The organism is Neisseria cinerea (genome assembly GCF_900475315.1).
GTDB lineage: Bacteria > Pseudomonadota > Gammaproteobacteria > Burkholderiales > Neisseriaceae > Neisseria > Neisseria cinerea.
Genome location: NZ_LS483369.1, coordinates 308343 through 325526, shown reverse-complemented (window position 1 = coordinate 325526; position 17184 = coordinate 308343). Strand labels below are relative to the sequence as shown.

17 protein-coding genes are annotated in these 17184 nt (G+C 51.5%); 6 read left to right on the top strand and 11 right to left on the bottom strand.

Features of this window, described 5'->3' with window-relative positions; all coding sequences use genetic code 11:
* Positions 1-71: 71 nt before the first annotated feature.
* The 3 genes from purF (at position 72) to DQM57_RS01715 (ending at position 2892) form a co-directional block, all read left to right on the top strand.
* The gene (gene purF, locus DQM57_RS01725) at positions 72-1616 is read left to right on the top strand and encodes an amidophosphoribosyltransferase (RefSeq protein ID WP_111726503.1); all 1545 of its coding nucleotides are present in this window, start codon (positions 72-74) and stop codon (positions 1614-1616) included.
* Positions 1617-1715: 99 nt separating this feature from the next.
* Positions 1716-2207, top strand: coding sequence for a transcription elongation factor GreB (greB, locus tag DQM57_RS01720; protein WP_003675566.1), 492 nt, complete (start codon positions 1716-1718; stop codon positions 2205-2207).
* A gap of 58 nt (positions 2208-2265) precedes the next feature.
* Complete coding sequence (locus DQM57_RS01715; RefSeq protein ID WP_111726501.1) at positions 2266-2892, top strand: phosphoribosylanthranilate isomerase; 627 nt, start codon at positions 2266-2268, stop codon at positions 2890-2892.
* Between the two features lie 44 nt (positions 2893-2936).
* On the opposite strand, the gene DQM57_RS01710 is transcribed toward DQM57_RS01715, so the two are convergent.
* From DQM57_RS01710 to rnc, 7 genes are all read right to left on the bottom strand, one after another.
* Positions 2937-5762 (bottom strand): lactoferrin/transferrin family TonB-dependent receptor, encoded by a 2826-nt coding sequence (locus DQM57_RS01710; protein WP_111726499.1) that lies wholly within the window; start codon positions 5760-5762, stop codon positions 2937-2939.
* Complete coding sequence (locus DQM57_RS01705) at positions 5759-7828, bottom strand: transferrin-binding protein-like solute binding protein (RefSeq protein WP_111726497.1); 2070 nt, start codon at positions 7826-7828, stop codon at positions 5759-5761. The genes DQM57_RS01710 and DQM57_RS01705 overlap by 4 nt, the downstream gene beginning before the upstream one ends.
* Before the next feature lie 135 nt (positions 7829-7963).
* Positions 7964-9076, bottom strand: a complete 1113-nt coding sequence (locus tag DQM57_RS01700) for a porin (RefSeq protein ID WP_107996854.1) — start codon at positions 9074-9076, stop codon at positions 7964-7966.
* 393 nt (positions 9077-9469) lie between these two features.
* A complete protein-coding gene (locus DQM57_RS01695) occupies positions 9470-10735 on the bottom strand; it encodes a YadA-like family protein (protein WP_111726495.1) in 1266 nt (421 codons plus the stop codon).
* Between the two features lie 235 nt (positions 10736-10970).
* Positions 10971-11174 carry a hypothetical protein gene (locus DQM57_RS09510; RefSeq protein ID WP_145960421.1) on the bottom strand — a complete coding sequence of 68 codons (204 nt, stop codon included), beginning with the start codon at positions 11172-11174 and terminating at the stop codon, positions 10971-10973.
* A 59-nt stretch (positions 11175-11233) separates the two neighbouring features.
* Entirely contained in the window at positions 11234-12157 is a 924-nt protein-coding gene (gene era / locus DQM57_RS01685) for a GTPase Era (protein WP_025457366.1), read from the bottom strand.
* Between the two features lie 48 nt (positions 12158-12205).
* A complete protein-coding gene (gene rnc, locus DQM57_RS01680) occupies positions 12206-12925 on the bottom strand; it encodes a ribonuclease III (protein WP_111726491.1) in 720 nt (239 codons plus the stop codon).
* Between the two features lie 213 nt (positions 12926-13138).
* Here rnc and DQM57_RS01670 point away from each other — a divergent pair, with 213 nt between their 5' ends.
* The 3 genes from DQM57_RS01670 (at position 13139) to nusB (ending at position 14489) form a co-directional block, all read left to right on the top strand.
* The gene (locus tag DQM57_RS01670) at positions 13139-13462 is read left to right on the top strand and encodes a DUF2185 domain-containing protein (protein ID WP_003675589.1); all 324 of its coding nucleotides are present in this window, start codon (positions 13139-13141) and stop codon (positions 13460-13462) included.
* Positions 13463-13509: 47 nt separating this feature from the next.
* Positions 13510-13986, top strand: coding sequence for a 6,7-dimethyl-8-ribityllumazine synthase (gene ribH, locus DQM57_RS01665; protein ID WP_002214167.1), 477 nt, complete (start codon positions 13510-13512; stop codon positions 13984-13986).
* A 77-nt stretch (positions 13987-14063) separates the two neighbouring features.
* Positions 14064-14489: a transcription antitermination factor NusB gene (gene nusB / locus DQM57_RS01660; RefSeq protein WP_002214168.1), complete on the top strand. Its 426-nt coding sequence runs from the start codon at positions 14064-14066 to the stop codon at positions 14487-14489.
* Between the two features lie 170 nt (positions 14490-14659).
* Here nusB and DQM57_RS01655 read toward each other — a convergent pair whose 3' ends face one another.
* Genes DQM57_RS01655 through DQM57_RS01640 form a run of 4 tightly spaced genes read right to left on the bottom strand, consistent with a single transcriptional unit; the run spans position 14660 to position 17086 of the window.
* A complete protein-coding gene (locus tag DQM57_RS01655) occupies positions 14660-15142 on the bottom strand; it encodes an immunity protein RhsI2 family protein (RefSeq protein WP_013449309.1) in 483 nt (160 codons plus the stop codon).
* Positions 15143-15160: 18 nt separating this feature from the next.
* Positions 15161-16195 carry a dihydroorotase gene (gene pyrC, locus DQM57_RS01650; RefSeq protein WP_111726489.1) on the bottom strand — a complete coding sequence of 345 codons (1035 nt, stop codon included), beginning with the start codon at positions 16193-16195 and terminating at the stop codon, positions 15161-15163.
* A 60-nt stretch (positions 16196-16255) separates the two neighbouring features.
* Positions 16256-16861: an NMCC_0638 family (lipo)protein gene (locus tag DQM57_RS01645; RefSeq protein ID WP_111726487.1), complete on the bottom strand. Its 606-nt coding sequence runs from the start codon at positions 16859-16861 to the stop codon at positions 16256-16258.
* Positions 16862-17086: a sulfurtransferase TusA family protein gene (locus DQM57_RS01640; protein WP_003675596.1), complete on the bottom strand. Its 225-nt coding sequence runs from the start codon at positions 17084-17086 to the stop codon at positions 16862-16864.
* Positions 17087-17184: the final 98 nt, after the last annotated feature.

Sequence of the window (17184 nt, the reverse complement as noted above, 5' to 3'; positions counted from 1 at the left end):
ATTCAGGCAAAAAACCGCCGTTTGCTTTATAATTCCGTTTTACCCTTAAACCTCGAATCGGAGAAAACGATATGTGCGGTGTATTAGGTTTGGTCAGTCATGAGCCGGTAAACCAGCTTCTATATGACGGATTGCAGATGTTGCAGCACAGGGGACAGGATGCGGCGGGCATTGTAACGGCCGAAGGCGGCACGTTCCATATGCACAAAGGCAAAGGCATGGTGCGCGAAGTGTTCCGTACACGCAATATGCGCGATTTGGTCGGCAACGCCGGCATCGCCCACGTCCGTTATCCTACTGCGGGCAACGCGAGCAGCAGCGCTGAGGCGCAGCCTTTCTACGTCAGTTCGCCTTTCGGCATCGTTTTGGCGCACAACGGCAACCTCACCAACACTGCCGAACTTTATGAAAACGTGTGCAACAAACACCTGCGCCACGTCAACACCAGCTCCGATTCCGAAGTCTTGCTCAACGTATTCGCGCACGAATTGCGCCGCGAAGTCTCTAAAAATGCCAATCCCCACCGGCTCAATATCGACAATATTTTCAACGCCGTTACTGAAGTCCATCGCCTTGTGCGCGGCGCATACGGCGTGGTTGCCATGATTGCGGGCTACGGCATGGTCGCCTTCCGCGATCCTTACGGCATCCGTCCGCTGGCATTGGGTTCGCAAACCGACGAAACCGGCAGAAAATCCTATGCATTCGCCTCCGAATCCGTTGCCTTCAATGCGCTTGCCTACGATTTGGAACGCGATATCCGGCCGGGTGAAGCGGTATTTGTCGGCTTTGACGGCACAATGATTGCCCGCCAATGCAGCGACCGTGCCAAACTCAGCCCCTGCCTTTTTGAATACGTCTATTTTGCCCGTCCCGACTCCGTGATCGACGGCGTGTCCGTTTACCAGTCGCGCATGGACATGGGTGTGTCGCTAGCGGAGAAAATCAAACGCGAGCTGCCCGTGGACGACATCGACGTCGTGATGCCCATTCCCGATACCAGCCGCCCCAGTGCAATGGAGCTTGCCGTCCACCTCAACAAACCCTACCGCGAGGGTTTGATTAAAAACCGCTATATCGGCCGCACCTTTATCATGCCCGGTCAGTCGACACGCAAAAAATCCGTGCGCCAAAAACTCAGCCCGATGGAAACCGAATTTGAAGGCAAAAGCGTGTTGCTGGTGGACGACTCCATCGTACGCGGTACGACCAGCCGCGAAATCGTCGAAATGGTACGCGCGGCTGGCGCACGCAAAGTCTATATCGCCTCCGCCGCACCCGAAGTGCGCTATCCCAACGTATACGGCATCGATATGCCCACGCGCGAAGAGTTGATTGCCAACGGGCGCAGCGCGGCGGAAATTGCCGCCGAAATCGGCGCGGACGGCATCGTTTTCCAAAATTTGAGCGATTTGGAAGCCGTCGTCAAAGCACTCAATCCGAAAATCGAATCCTTCGATTCGTCCTGTTTCAACGGCATCTATCAAACCGGCGACATCGATGATACCTACCTTGACCGGCTTTCTGCCGAGAAATCCGGCTGCGGCGGTCTGAAAATCCATCCGAGCAGGATGGAACACAATATCAGCATCAGCGATGCCGGCGACGAAGAATAAAGCTTTCTGAAACGCCATGCCGTCTGAAATCCGAACGTCAGGTTTTCAGACGGCATTTTCCATGTAAGAATCTCATTTCCCGTTTCATCCGCACACGATATGAGTACCGAAACCAAAAACTACATTACGCCCGCCGGCTGGCAGGCATTGAAAGACGAGCTGTATCAGCTGGTCAATAAAGAACGCCCCGAAATCGTCCAAATCGTCAACTGGGCGGCAGGCAACGGCGACCGCAGCGAAAACGGCGACTATCTTTACGGCAAACGCCGTATGCGCGAAATCGACCGCCGCATCCGTTTCCTGACCAAACGTTTGGAAGCTGCCGTAGTCGTTGATCCCGAATTGCGCGAAGCGACCGACCAAGTATTTTTCAGCGCGACCGTTGGCCTGTTGCGCGGCGACGGGCGCGAGCAAACCGTCAAAATCGTCGGCGTCGATGAAATCGATACCGCGCAAAACAAAATTTCTTGGATTTCGCCGCTGGCTCGTTGTCTGATTAAAGCACGCGAAGGCGACGAAGTGGTTTTAAACACGCCGGAAGGCCGTGAGGAAATTGAAATCCTTTCTGTCGAATACATCAAAATCGACTGATCGGGAATGCCGTCTGAAACGGTACAAGCGCGCCGTTTCCCAAATAAAGGAATACCGCATGAGAAAAATCCGCACCAAAATCTGCGGCATCACCACACCGGAAGACGCACTGTATGCCGCCCACGCCGGCGCAGACGCATTGGGACTGGTTTTTTACCCCCAAAGCCCCCGTGCTATCGACATCATTAAAGCACAAAAAATCACCGCCGCACTGCCGCCGTTTGTCAGCGTTGTCGCCCTTTTCGTCAATGAAAGTGCGCAAAACATCCGCCGCATCCTTGCCGAAGTACCGATACACTTAATCCAATTCCACGGCGACGAAGACGACGCATTCTGCCGGCAGTTCGACCGCCCCTATATTAAAGCCATTCGTGTTCAGACGGCATCAGACATCCAAAACGCCACACACCGCTTTCCCAACGCTCAGGCACTTCTGTTCGATGCCTACCACCCTTCGGAATACGGCGGCACGGGTCACTGCTTCGACTGGACGCTGCTGGCGGAATATTCGGGCAAACCGTGGGTGCTTGCCGGCGGACTGACCCCTGAAAACGTCGGCGAAGCCGTCCGCATCACCGGAGCGGAATCGGTCGACGTATCCGGCGGCGTGGAAGCATCGAAAGGAAAAAAAGATGGCGACAAAGTCGCCGCCTTTATCAGGGAGGCCAACCGGGTATCCGCATAACCCCAAAAAAAAATGCCGTCTGAAAGTTCAGACGGCATTTTTCTTTAAAACTTCATTTCAAGCGCGAGGCTGAAGTTTCTGCCCGGTGCGGCATACCTTCCATAGTTGCTGTCGTCGCCGCGTCGGTTTGCCGTGCTTTCCGCAGTCTGGCGCAACGATTCCCAAGTAACGTAGCGGTAATTGCCGATATTGTAGATACCCGCCCTCAAGGTCAGCCGTTTTTTCAGATTCAGATAAGCGGAAACATCTGCCGTTTTCCAAGAAGACGTAACCCTTCCTGCCGAATATCGTTTTTGATCGCCTGCCAGATAAGCAAGTTCATCAGGATTTTTCCCTTTGGAATAGGTCAGCATAATGTTTGCCCCCCATTTTCCATCGGGCCTGTCGTACCCCAATCCCAAAACATAACGTGCAGGCTGTACCGCATCCAAAGCATAGCTGCGGAGGGACAGGTCCGGCCGGTTAGATACGGATTTCGGTTTGATGCGGTTGTACGCCAATGTGGTGTACAGACCTTCGGGCAGTTTGCCGTACACGCCGTTCCAGTCGATTTTCCCCAAGATGTTGATGCCTTGGAGCGACATATTTTGGGCATTGTGATAATCGCGCACCGCTATTTTGGTTCCGTTACCCATTTCGACATACTGGTCGGCAACGGCAATCAAATCGGCGTAACGGTTGCGGAAACTGCTGATTTCCAAAAAGCCGAAGTCGCCCTTCCACTGCAAACCGATTTCCCGGTTGGCTGCCTTTTCCGATTTCAGGGCGGGACGCTGCCAGCCTTTCGGATAATCGTGATAAATGTCTATACCGAAAAGCTCTTGGAAGGAAGGCGTCCTGAAACCGCTGGAGGCGCGGTAAGACAAGGAAAGGTGGCGGCTCGGTTTGAACACGATGCCCCCGTTCCACGAACGGTTGGTATATCGTCCGCTGCGGACGAGTTCTTCCGACGTGGTAAAGTTTTGCCGGTCGTACCTGCCGCCCAAGCTGAAATCAAAATATTTGCCGATTGAAAAACGATCGTTCAAAGCAATATGGACATTGCTGCCTTTAATCGTCCTCGGCTGGCATTTGCGGGAACGCAGTGTCTCAATGTAATCGCAGACCGATCCTTCAACCACTACCGGACTGCCCAAACGGTATATGCCGTAATTACCTGATTCCTTACCGGTATGTTCTGAAATCATTGCCGCATTGTGGGACAACTGCTCCGGACGGGATACCGCTTTGGACGCATCGTAACCGAAACCGAACGTCAGATGATGCTTCATCACCTCATTTTTCAGGGATTTTTCAAACGAGGCATTCAAGACATTATGCTGTTCTCGATAATGGAAACGGTCGCTGCGGTCATACGAATACGGATTGGCCGCCGAAGCGCGGCAGGCTTTGTCCACGGAAGGATATACGGCGCAATGCAGAAGCAGGGTATTGTTGTCGATATCCACGCTCTGTTTGTCAAACGACAAAACCGCCTTGTCCGCCCAATTGTCAGAATACGCTTCGTTTTCATAACGGTACAGCAAACCCGTGCGTTGGCGGCGGTGATGCTCGTCTATAAATTTCGTGCGGGAATATTTCAGCCCTATGCCTTTGACCAAACCGGCATCACCTTTCCACGGCTCCGCATTCGGTATGAGATAAAGCCCGTCGCGGAAATCGCTTCCCGCATACACACCGCTCCTGCCGCCAAATTTTCCTGCTTCGTCGGTGCCGTAATACTGCCTTTCCGTCATATCGCGGATGTCGTAACGCTGTTTGGTATCCTCAAACACGCCGCCTAAATAATGGCGGCCGCCAAAACGGTAACCCAACTTGGCAAGCCAAGAGCCGCTGCGGTAATCCATCGGATCGGGCAATATCCTGCCGCCTCCCGTGTAAGCCTGGGCGGACAGGTTTTCATGGCGCGGCTGCGCCTCACGGACCATTGCCTCCTCTTCGCTGCTTAAAGGTTTGTTATTTGAACGGCGTTCCCCCACCCAGCGGTTGAGCTGGTTGTTTAAATAATTCATATTGCCCGCCACTTTTGCCACAGGCTTGGGCGTACTGCCGTCATCTTCCGTCAGGAAATATTCCCCCTCCTTATCCGGATTTTGGATATTGTATGTTTGGCGGAACGCATCCAAACGGTCTATACCGTATTCAAACGCCTCTGAAATATCGTTGTGCGGGCTCGTTTCCCGTGCCTGACGCTCGGTCCGTATCAGAAGCCCTTCCCAACCGTCCTTACTGAAACCTGCACCGAGCGACTTCATAAATTGGCGGTTTTTACTGCCGTAGGCGGTTTTTGCCTGTATCCCCCAACTTTTGCCGTCTGAAATCAGGTCTGCCGCCTCTTTGGTGCGGAGGGAGACTGCTCCGCCGAGCGCACCGCTGCCGTGATCGGAAGAACCGGCACCTTTGTCGATTTCCACCGTACCGATGTTTTCATATTCGATTTCGTTGATTGCACCGCTGCCGCCGCGTCCGCCGTATCCGCTCAATGCACCCTGCACGGTAAACGCCTGTATTTGGGCAACACCGTCGACTGAAACCGCCACACGGTTTTTATCCACGCCCCGTATCGAATAACCGCCGCTCGCGCCGTTACCCTGTTCGACGACGGCCACGCCCGGATCGTAGCGCGTCAGATCTCGGATACCGAGTACCTGTTCTTTGTTCAAAGTTTCCGACGTTTTGACGATTTTGCCCAAACCGGTTACTTCTTTTGTCCGCCGTCCCACTTTGGTGGCACGGACGGTAACCTCTTTCAGGGATTGGGTCTGCGCGGCATCATGCGCCGCCGTTTCAGGGTTTGCCGCATATGACGGGAAGGCGGCGGCAACAGCCAAGGCAGTCAGGGTAAGCGGGAATGTATGCCTTCTGTTCATCGTGTTGCCTCCTTGTCATCTTTCTTCGCGCCAAATACTACACCGATTTTTTGTTGAGGTTCGGCAAAGCTGCCGCCCAATTCCGATGCATGAGGACCGTAAAAGCCCCCCGTTACATGAAGGTTCTCGGCTTTAAACGGTTTGGAGGATGTCGCACCCCTGCCAAGCAGGTCGATACCTGTATCACGGGTACGTGCCACTGCACGGAAACCGTTGTGCTCAATAGTACCTTTTTCAATATAGAAGGCAGGTTCTACGCCATTTTTCTCCGTCAGGGTGCCGGAAAGGGACTTGTCGGCAAAGTTAACGTCGAATTCGGCTTTTGCCGCTTTATCCGCATGGTTATCCCATTGGATCGGCGCGCCGATACGGGCTTCCCATGAACCTCTATAGTGGACATTCCCAATTTTGGGGATGTCTGCCTCGGAAGTGCGGATACCTTTTATGAAAAGGTCGATATTCCTGTATGAAGAAGCGGGTTGGACAGGTGGTTTTCCATCCGTACCTACGCTTTCCGCGTTGTTTCCTTCATTTTTTCCTACTGTATTTGCTTCCCCGTTATCTTTCTCTGCCGGCAACTCGGAAGAAGCATTACTGTCATCGGTATCATTTTCCAAACCGTCTTCACCGTCTTCAGGCTCTAAACCTTCATTTTCATCATCAGGTTCCGCGCCTTCATGATCGGAATCTTCATCCTCTGTTGCAGTCGGTTTGACAACAGGACGGTCGGTTTGCATCCGTCCGATTTTTACATAGGTCAGAAAATCGCAGCAGGCTCGGATTGTCGTTTTCCTGCCGTCGGCAAGAACGATAGTTTGAGTATCTTTGACCAAGGAGATTTCACGTCCTTCGACAAGGAGTTTGTCAGGATGGGCAAAGTCGGGCATAGGCTCGGCAATAAACGGACGTGCCTTAGGATCGGCAGCTTCGTCGGCGGCAATCTTCAGCGAATCCAAGATTTTGGTATGTGCTTCAGACGGCACGGAGCTATTTTGTTTGCCTGCGAATACGCCGAATACGCTGTTGTCGTTGCTGATAAACCGTCCGGCAAGCTCTTCTCCGTTATCGCCGAAAAAACCGCCCTCAAGCCGCTGATCGGCATCGGCATGGAAAAACAAACGCTCCTTACCGGCAGGGTTTTTCGCTAAATCAGGATTGACCTTGGCACTGCCGGTAAAGCGGTTGCCGTCCAATTTTGCAGTAATGTTGTAAATGGTCAGCGGCTTTTTTTTCTCGTGGGGTTTGACATATTGGTTTTTAATAAGGTTGCCCGTCAGGGTTTTGTTACCGAAATCTACCGTATATTCGGCAGGATGTTTTTCCCTGTCGTCGGCATCCCTAGCCGCATAAGAAGTTGCACCAATATCGTTACCATAATATGTGATATAACCTAAATCCTCACTGGCAACCGCGTGACCTGTCCGATGACGTTTGGCATCGGTCATATATTGCCAGTTACCGGAATATTTCACCGTTCCCGCACTCGGTAAAGATTGGGAAGGATGTTCTCCGGAATAATATACAAAACCGTCATAACCAAACCGGTGGGTAAACCGCTTACCGCCTGGGGTCTGTTTGATTTCGTCTTTTCCTTCTTTAGTATAAACATATCCGGCCCGGACATATTTATATTGATACGCATCATCTTTTGAATCGGACGTGTAGATTGTTACATTAGGATACCGTTCGTCGATTTTCTTTTTAAGTTTGTCGGCCTGTTCTTGCGGCGTACCGTCTAAAAACAGGATATCCTCCTCTTTAAGCGGCAAATAATCCTCCGCCTGATGCTTGCCGGGAATTTCCGTACCGTCTTGTTTATAGAAAGCCATATTCCGCCTTGGCAGCCGCATTGCCGCACCGACGGCGGGCTGGTTGACCGGCGTGATTTCTATAGAAGGTTTGGCAGGAGCCGGAGCAGGAATATCCTCAGGCTTGGAAGGTTTGGAATCTGACGGGGTTTGTACGGTCGGCGTTGACTTGGCAACAGGCTGCACGCCGAAATTACCGCCGCAGGATGCCAGCATCAACGGCAGCAAGGCAATACCGTAATAATTCAGTTTACACATCTCTACTTCACTTATGGGTTGATAATAAGTATTATTATATTAATATATGAATATAATATCAATTATTTTACTGTCAAAAAAATGCCGTCTGAAACCAAGTTCAGACGGCATTTGAAGCAATAATTTCAGAAGAAATCAAAATTTGTGAATCATGCCCAAAGTTGCGGCAGTCCGTTCGACCTTACCTTTTTGATTTTCAGCAAAGCGCGTATTTCCTCCGACACGCAAATGAGCAACTTGCGCGCGCAAACCGGTGCGTTTGCTGAAATTGTAATCACCGCCCACGACAATCTGGTCAAACTTGTCGACATAAGTCGCACCCGTGCCCACACCTTTTGCCGCCCAGCCGTGTGCATAAGAAACGCGCGGAACAACGTTACCCATTTTGTAACCTAAAGTTACCGCAGCATCGACCACTTTTACGGCTTCATTCTTTTCCGCATCCTTAGTGATGTCCGTACCTTTATAGGTATTGAACCCATCCGTAAAATAGCTCAAATATTTATTGGCAGTTTCAAATCCCTTGGCATACTGCACACCCGCTCCGACAAACAGATTGTTGCCGTTGTAATAGCTTTCAACCTTGGCAATCTGAGCCGGCTTGGATGCCCCGTTTTGACTGTACGCGCCCTTATAGTGTCCGTAAGCGACATTGGTCGTAAAACCGGCATTTGAATAGCTTGCCCCGACGGTATAACGCTCTTTAGACGGTTTTTCATGTTTGTATTTGTCTTCGGCATCAAAATTATCGCGCGGCGAATAGCTGGCCGTTACCTTGAAACCGCTAAACGACGGGCTGTCGTAACGGACGGCGACCTTGCGTTCGCCGGTACGGGTAAATATCCCCAAACCTGCCGCATTGTTTTTATACAGCCATGTATCGATGGTATCCATCTCATTCAACACACTGCTTAAATGTCCGGCACGAACCTTACCGAATCCGCCCTCCAAACCGATAAACGAATCACGGGTGGCAAATTTCTGACTCTCCCCGCTGATAGCGGTTTTCTGTTCGACCTGCCAAACAGCCTTCAAGCCGTCGCCGAGATTCTCGCTGCCCTTAAAGCCGATACGTGAACCGTTGTCGTGAATCGATACGGAAGTCGCACTTTTTTCCGTACCCTGCGCACCTTTAATTTTTACCTGACCGCCGGTAATACCGCTTTTAACCTGACCATACAGCGTTACGTCGGCAACGGCAGCCACAGGCAGGGCAGCCAAACAAACTGCCAATACTGATTTTTTCATATTGTTACTCCTCTTCAATAAATTATGCTGATAGCCTGTTCATGCTAACTGGCTTTTGACGGTTATGCAACTATAAAAGACTTAAAATCTCTCAGAATATTCTTTTTAAATCCAATAAATATTAATACTCATCCAATTTAAAACTATATTTTTTAATAAATAAATATTAATAAATTAACTATAAGCAGGAAAATATCGTACCCAAAACCATTCGATATCCCCTTCTTACCGAATCAATCGGAAAAATGTAACAAGCCATATCCGTAAACCCCGGTTGATACAGCACGGCGGCAAACCGTCCGAACCGGTTTGCCGCCGTCAAATTGTTAGAATCCGGCAGACGGTATGGATACCGTACTGCCGAACCGGACTGATTACAGGACAAGAAGGCTGTTACCAGAAATAGGTAACGCTCGCACCGCCGCCTGCACCGCCTTTTGTCGCTCCGACTGCCGAGCCTTTAAACAACCACTTGCCTCCGGCAGATACTTTTGAGAACCCCAAAGCGTAACCGGTTTTACCCCGCCATATGCCGCTTGCAAGCGAAACCGCACCTTGTCCCGGCAGGTATGCCTGTCCGAGGCTGCCGACCGCAATTGCAGCGGCAGAACCTGAATCGGCGCGCTCTTTGAGTTTACCCATGCCGATTTCCGTCTGAGCAGCAATTTTTTTGACCTGCGCGACATTAACCGCATCGGTATCCGCTGTTCCGGCCGCAACATTTGTTATCTGACGGCTGTGTTTCTCACTGCCGACCGATACCGCCCCCAAAGTCGATACCCATGCCTTACCGGTTTCAGCAGATATACTTCCTGTTGCAAAATCATAACCGGCAACACCTGCGGCAGTATCGGCGATACTGTCCGTACCAAGTGCAACGGAGTTTTGCTGATGCGCCTCCGCCTTATAACCCAAAGCGGCAGATTTTTCCTCAAATGCGGCAGCACCTGCCCCCAAAGCCGTTCCGCCGGACTTCCGCACCCGTGCGCGCGTACCGGCAGCCAAGCCGTTGAGCGCGGTAGAGGAAGACTCCACACCCAATGCCACGCTGTTGATTTCTTCGGCAACCGCGCGCGTACCGACCGCTACCGCTTGATAACCGTTTGCCTCTGCAGCAGATGCCAACGCGACTGCCTGCGTACCGTTGGCTTTCGCCCTATCACCGACCGCAGTGGAACTGAGCGCATTGGCTTCACTGCCTCGTCCGAATGCAACTGCATCAATATCGGCAGCCTTAGCACTTTCACCCACTGCGACAGAACGCAATCCTGTTGCCTGCGACATCAACCCGACCGCCACCGACTGTCCGCCGGAAGCCTTTGATGCGCCGCCAACGGCAATATCATTGGTTCCTTTCGCATTCGCCCTAAAGCCGACGGCAACCGCCCGCAATGCTTCCGCCTTAGCCTCGCTGCCGAAAGCAGACGCGCTTAAACCCGAAGCGTTTGAATCATACCCCGCTGCCACAGACTTATAACCCGCTGCAGCCGCCTTATCTCCCAACGCGGAGGCATTTTCCCCCGCCTTCGAGTCCTTGCCCAATGCGACCGAACCATTTTTATGCATGGTTCCCGTGGGAACGGTATCGGCGGCATAAGCATTCGCCGTCATCAAGAACATTACTGCAACAAACGGTTTTGCTGATGGTTTCAGTTTCATCGGTTCATTCTCCTGTTTATAGTTTAAAAACAACTTCAAGCCCATTCTTAAATAACAATATAGTTATTTATAATTAGTATATCATAATTATGATGACATATATGGATAATTATTTATGATTATTTTTTGATTTAAATCATTGAACGTAGTGATAGCAATGAAAAATCCCCGAACATATGATGACACCTATCAAACGTCCGGAGATTCTTCAGAAAACAGCCGGCATTCAAAATACCTACGGATACCGATACTGCTCCAAACCACCCACCACTGCCGCCTTATTGACGATAAATCCCCCGGTTCCGCCTTTCGTCACCGTTACAGCAGTAAAATCGGATAAAACCCGGCAGAAAGACCGCCAAATGACAACATACGGGCAAACCGCCGCCGAAATATCTCCATCAAACAAAATGCCGTCTGAAACACGTTCAGACGGCATTTTTGCCCAGCTCCGACAGGGTTTAAAACCGCCGGCGAATCAGGTTGTCCTTTAAGGGTTTACAAACCCAGTTCCCGCAGGAAGCGGATGTCGTCCGCCCAACCGGATTTGACTTTGACCCATACCTTCAAAAATACTTTGGTATCAAACAGTTTTTCCATATCCAACCGCGCCTCGGTGGAAATCTTCTTCAAACGTTCTCCGCCTTTGCCGATCAAAATCGCCTTTTGGCTTTCTTTGTCGACCAAAACGGCAATATAAATACGGTTTAAACCATCTTCCTCCTCAAACTGCTCCACCTCGACATTCATCGCATAAGGCAATTCCTCGCCCAAATAGCGGAACAATTTTTCACGCACGATTTCCATCGCTAAAAAACGCGCCGATTTGTCCGTAACCATGTCTTCGGGATACATCGGCACGCTTTCGGGCAGATACGGCTTAATCAGCTCCAACAGGTTGGCAATCCGCAAACCGTGTTTCGCACTGACTGCCTCCGCCGCCGCAAATTCAAATTCGGCGCGCACCTGGGCAACAAACGCCTCCAACGCGTAACGGTCTTTCGCCTTATCCTTGTCGATTTTGTTGACCACTAAAATAACCGGCGTGTGCTTGGGCAGTTGTTTCAACACGACACGGTCGGCATCGGTAAAGCGCATCGCCTCCACGACGAAAACCACGGCATCCACACCGCCGAGTGCCTCGGTAACATTTTGATTCAGCCTGTCGTTGAGCGCGTTGCGGTGGTCGGTTTGAAAACCGGGCGTATCGACAAACACGAACTGCGCGGTATCGTCGGTATAAATCCCCGTTACACGGTTGCGCGTCGTCTGCGCCTTTTTGCTGGTAATACTGATTTTCTGACCGATCAGATGATTCATCAGCGTTGATTTGCCGACATTCGGACGACCGACAATCGCTACGAAGCCGCAACGGTATCCGTCGGCGGCACGTTCCCCTGCAAGGAAGGTTTCAATATCCATATTTGCTTTCATGTCCACGTTGCAGACGGCATATTCACACACGCCGCCTCATTTCTTTTTCTTCTTCAGCGGCAGCTTTTCTTCCAGCCACTGCAGCGCCTCTTTCGCCGCCGACTGCTCCGCCGCCTTACGGCTCGTCCCTTTGGCACGGCATACGAAACCCAGTTCGCCCAAATCGCAGGAAATCACAAACATACTGTCGTTGGCATGGCCGATTTGCTCTTCGATACGGTATTTGGGCAAGGCAAAGCGGCGTGCCTGAAGCGCCTCCTGAAGCGCGGTTTTACCGTCTTTCTCCTGATTTTGAAAATCGGCACGTTTGACACGCTCCGAGAAAAGATGGCGCACCACCTTTTCCGCCGTGTTGAAATCCGCATCGAAGCTGACGGCGGCAAACATCGCCTCCATCGCGTCCGCCAGTATCGAAGGCCGTCTGAAGCCGCCGCTTTTCAACTCGCCCGTTCCCAAATACAGACCTTCTCCGATATCCATTTTCACCGCAATCTCCGCCAACACACCCTCATTGACCAAGCTTGCCCTCAACCTCGACAGCTCGCCCTCCGTCAACTTCGGAAACGCATCAAACAGCATCCGCGCCACCGTATAATTCAAAATCGAATCACCGACAAACTCGAACCGTTCATTGTGTTTCGCATGGCAGCTCCTGTGCGTCAAAGCCTGCCGCAAAAGCGAAATATCGCGGAACTCATAGCCCAGCTTTTTCTGTATCGCAGTATGTGCCTGCTGTTTCAAAACATCGTTCTTCATTACCGTCTTCCGCAAAAAACAGCCTGAATGCGTTTCCATACTTCAAAAATACAGAAACACCTTAAGGCTGAACACGGTGCATATTGTACCACCAAACCGCCTGTATATCGCACTCCGGTTAAGGAAATGAAAACTTGATTCAAACCCCTACCGTCTGCCGACAACGCAAGAATCGTGGTAAAATTTGCCAATTCATCCCGGCGCATTCACACCATGAACGCATTTGCACAAGCACTTTCCTCGGCACTCGACCGCTGTATCGCCACCCATGCCGTAGTCAAACAAAACCAGCCCGTCGGCTTCCTCTACCGCGAAGCCCCCGTTTTCGAAAATGACAGCGGCTGGCGTTTCTTCAGCGGCGACGAGACCGACGAATACACCGACGATCCGGACAACTTCAGCATCCTCAGCATTGCCGAAATCACCAGAACCAACCCGGGAATCGACGCCCTGCTCTCACAACCCGAAGGCAGCGCATGGGAGCTTGCCGAAGACGGCACATTCCAAACCGTCGCCGACTGGCAACCTAAGGACTGACCCTTCAGACGGCATTCCGAAACCTCCGAATACCAAAGGACCCCCCAATGAACACCATCGCCCCCAACCTTGACGGAAAACACCTCCGCATCGGCATCGTACAGGCACGTTTCACCAACGAAATCGGCAGCGAAATGCTCAAAGTCTGCTGCCGCACCCTCCAAGAATTGGGCGTGGCAGACGAAAACATTACCGTCGCCACCGTACCCGGCGCACTTGAAATCCCGATCGCGCTGATGAACCTTGCCTCTTCCGAAAAGTTTGACGCACTGATTGCCATCGGCGTCGTCATCCGTGGCGAAACCTACCATTTCGAGCTGGTTTCCAACGAATCCGGCGCAGGGGTCAGCCGCGTCGCACTCGACTACAACATCCCGATTGCCAATGCCGTCCTGACCACGGAAAACGACGCACAGGCAATCGAACGGATTGAAGAAAAAGCCTCGGATGCCGCCAAAGTCGCCGTCGAATGCGCCAACCTCGTCAACCTCCTGCTCGAAGAACAGTTTGAAGACGAAGAATAACAAACAGGGCGTACACCAATACGCCCTTTCCATTTCAGACGGCATACCGTGCCGCCCAACCGTTTCAAGGAAAAATCATGAAAACAGCCCGCCGCCGTTCACGCGAGCTTGCCGTACAAGCCGTTTACCAATCCCTTATCAACCGCACCGCAGCACCCGAGATTGCTAAAAACATCCGCGAAATGTCCGACTTTGCCAAGGCAGACGAAGAATTGTTCAACAAACTTTTCTTCGGCACGCAAACTAATGCGGCAGAGTACATCCGACAAATCCGCCCGCTGCTCGACAGGGATGAAAAAGACCTCAACCCCATCGAACGCGCCGTCCTGCTGACCGCCTGCCACGAGCTGTCCGCCATGCCCGAAACACCCTACCCCGTCATCATCAACGAAGCCATCGAAGTAACCAAAACCTTCGGCGGTACGGACGGGCACAAATTTGTCAATGGCATCCTCGACAAACTCGCCGCCCAAATCCGCCCTGACGAGCCCAAACGCCGTTGATACTCCGGAAAATCCGAATCGGAAAATACACAAATGCCGTCTGAAAAACCTTTCAGACGGCATTTTGCTTGACCGTTCGATCAATGTTGGCCGGTTTGGTTTTTGACGGCATCGGCCACTTTGCCGACGCCATCGGCCAGTTGGTAGGCTTGGGCACCGGCGTCATCTGATTATTTTGAAATTGCCATTTCAATGACTTGCTCAACATAGTTGTTTTCCAAATCAATTACGTCTCCTTTTCTTTGTTTTGATATTTTTAATTCGTCATACGCGTAAAAAATAGCAATTTTTTTCCCTTCACAAAATAAATGTCTGTCGGATTTATTCATCATATACATACTTTCATTCCTTACGATGCCTTCACCATCTATAAAACTAAAACTATTCGGTATGTTTCTTCTTTCCATTCCTGCCTCATATATTGACGATATTACTCCGGAAACGCTTCTGGTGATAATCTGTCCGGAATCAATATTAGCCCACCATTCATCCGACGCAAACAATCCTTTGTCTTTTTTGATGCCAAAGATACTTTCGTCATTCAATGACAGTAATCTTGTATCTTCAATATGCTCCTTCTTTTTTCTATTTTTCATATCTTTTTTAAAATCATAAACCAAATACATATCATCATCTAAATTTAAATAGCTCATTTTATATCTCCAATTTTTTCAAAACTGCACCGTCCAGCCGATTTCGCCGCCCGCGCGCATCGGGACAAGTTCGCCGTCGCCGTAGGGAACACTTGCGGGAACGGTTTGACTTTGTTTGACGAGGGTGATCGTGTCGGTATTTTCAGGAATGCCGTAGAACCTTGCGCCGTTTTTCGAGGCAAAGGCTTCGAGTTTGTCCAACGCGCCTGCTTTTTCAAACACTTCGGCGTAAAGCTCGATGGCGGTCATCGCGCTGAACATACCGGCGCAGCCGCAGGCGTTTTCTTTGGCGGATTTGGCGTGCGGCGCGGAGTCGGTGCCGAGGAAGAATTTATGCGCCTTCTCGCCGGTAACGGCGGCAACCAATGCCTGACGGTGGGTTTCGCGTTTGAGTACGGGCAGGCAGAAATGATGGGGGCGCACGCCGCCGACCAAGAGGTCGTTGCGGTTGAGCAGGAGGTGTTGCGGGGTCACGGAGGCGGCAACGTTGTCGCCCGCTTCCAAAACAAGGCGGGCGGCTTCGGCGGTGGTGATGTGTTCGAACACGACTTTAAGATTCGGCACTTGCGCCAAAACGGGTTTCATCACGCGCTCGATAAAGGCGGCCTCACGGTCGAAAATATCGATTTCGGGGTCGGTTACTTCGCCGTGAACGAGGAACAGGACGTCCTGTTTTGCCATTTCTTCCAACACAGGAATGAGTTTGAACAGGTCGGTTACGCCGGAATCGGAATTGGTCGTCGCGCCGGCGGGGTAAAGTTTGAAGGCGACGATGCCGGCGGCTTTGGCTTCGCGTACAAGTTCCGGCGTGGCGTTATCAGTCAAATAAAGCGTCATCAAAGGCTCAAACGCGCTGCCTTCGGGCAACACCGCCATAATACGCGCTTTGTAGGTAAGCGCATCGGCTACACTGACGACGGGCGGTTTGAGGTTGGGCATGATGACGGCACGCCCCATCTGACGGGCGGTATAGGGTGCAACGGCTTTGAGCGCGTCGCCGTCGCGCAGGTGCAGGTGCATATCGTCGGGGCGGATAATGGTCAGGGTTTGCATGGTTGTTCCTTTTTAGATTTTTGGTTTCCAGACGGCATGCCGACTTTATGCCGTCTGAAGTCAGGGGAGAATTAGGGGTTTCCCGTTGTGGGAACGGTGCGTCAGGTTCAATACTGCCTGTACGGGTAAATCCGGGGAATCGACGGTTTGTGCGGTCAATACGGTTTCTTCAGGGCTGCCCGCTTCCCGCCAGGCATAGCTGATTTGCCTGGTTTCAAACGGTGCCTGCACCGACTGTTCTGCCCTTAATTCCAAATTTTTATTTTGCGGCGGATGTCGGACAAGCCCTGAGAAATGTTCCAAAAGTGCGGCAGCGTCAGCATATTTGGCCTTAACGCTGCAACTGTTGTCACTCAGGCTCAGATAATAGACACCGCTATCCTGTTCAAGCATCCACAATGCCCGTGCATCGGGCTCTGCAACCTCCGGCCCCATGTGTAACGTTTCATCCTTGCCCACAAGGGTAAAACGACCGGCATCGGCAAAAGCTGAAACCGGTTTAAAACCGCCCTGCGTCGATACGCAGGCATTCCGGAATAAATCGACGGCAATGCGCGCAAAGCTTTGTCGATCCTCGTCGGAAGGTTGATTTTTGGCACTGCATGCAGCAAAAATAAAAGTTACAAACAACACAATCGGGCGGATTATCTGCATTTCAGACGGCATTTATTTGTGTTGGACGACCAACCTGAATACGCCGTCCTGCTCCGAAGCATCCAGCAGCACATGACCGGTTTGGCGGCAAAAAGCCTCAAAATCCCCCGGTGCGCCGCCGTCGGTTGCCAGAACGGTCAACACGTCGCCCTGCTGCATTTGCGCCAAAGCCTTTTTAGCCCGCAAAATAGGCAAAGGGCATTTCAGCCCGATAACGTCCAAAGTTTCGCTGTTCATGTTCCGATACCGGTTAAAAGTTTAAATAAAGCCGAATTATACCCCACTTGCTTGCAGCCCTCCCTATCAACCCATAAAATAAAGCCGTTTTCAACTTG

Coding starts and splice junctions, on each gene's coding strand:
- DQM57_RS09510 (WP_145960421.1), bottom strand. CDS start 11,174: ATGCCGTCTGAACGTGTTTCAGACGGCATTTTGTTTGATGGAGATATT.
- DQM57_RS01655 (WP_013449309.1), bottom strand. CDS start 15,142: ATGAGCTATTTAAATTTAGATGATGATATGTATTTGGTTTATGATTTT.
- DQM57_RS01715 (WP_111726501.1), top strand. CDS start 2,266: ATGAGAAAAATCCGCACCAAAATCTGCGGCATCACCACACCGGAAGAC.
- purF (WP_111726503.1), top strand. CDS start 72: ATGTGCGGTGTATTAGGTTTGGTCAGTCATGAGCCGGTAAACCAGCTT.
- DQM57_RS01705 (WP_111726497.1), bottom strand. CDS start 7,828: ATGTGTAAACTGAATTATTACGGTATTGCCTTGCTGCCGTTGATGCTG.
- DQM57_RS01645 (WP_111726487.1), bottom strand. CDS start 16,861: ATGCCGTCTGAAATGCAGATAATCCGCCCGATTGTGTTGTTTGTAACT.
- era (WP_025457366.1), bottom strand. CDS start 12,157: ATGGATATTGAAACCTTCCTTGCAGGGGAACGTGCCGCCGACGGATAC.
- DQM57_RS01710 (WP_111726499.1), bottom strand. CDS start 5,762: ATGAACAGAAGGCATACATTCCCGCTTACCCTGACTGCCTTGGCTGTT.
- DQM57_RS01640 (WP_003675596.1), bottom strand. CDS start 17,086: ATGAACAGCGAAACTTTGGACGTTATCGGGCTGAAATGCCCTTTGCCT.
- nusB (WP_002214168.1), top strand. CDS start 14,064: ATGAAAACAGCCCGCCGCCGTTCACGCGAGCTTGCCGTACAAGCCGTT.
- DQM57_RS01670 (WP_003675589.1), top strand. CDS start 13,139: ATGAACGCATTTGCACAAGCACTTTCCTCGGCACTCGACCGCTGTATC.
- DQM57_RS01700 (WP_107996854.1), bottom strand. CDS start 9,076: ATGAAAAAATCAGTATTGGCAGTTTGTTTGGCTGCCCTGCCTGTGGCT.
- greB (WP_003675566.1), top strand. CDS start 1,716: ATGAGTACCGAAACCAAAAACTACATTACGCCCGCCGGCTGGCAGGCA.
- pyrC (WP_111726489.1), bottom strand. CDS start 16,195: ATGCAAACCCTGACCATTATCCGCCCCGACGATATGCACCTGCACCTG.
- ribH (WP_002214167.1), top strand. CDS start 13,510: ATGAACACCATCGCCCCCAACCTTGACGGAAAACACCTCCGCATCGGC.
- DQM57_RS01695 (WP_111726495.1), bottom strand. CDS start 10,735: ATGAAACTGAAACCATCAGCAAAACCGTTTGTTGCAGTAATGTTCTTG.
- rnc (WP_111726491.1), bottom strand. CDS start 12,925: ATGAAGAACGATGTTTTGAAACAGCAGGCACATACTGCGATACAGAAA.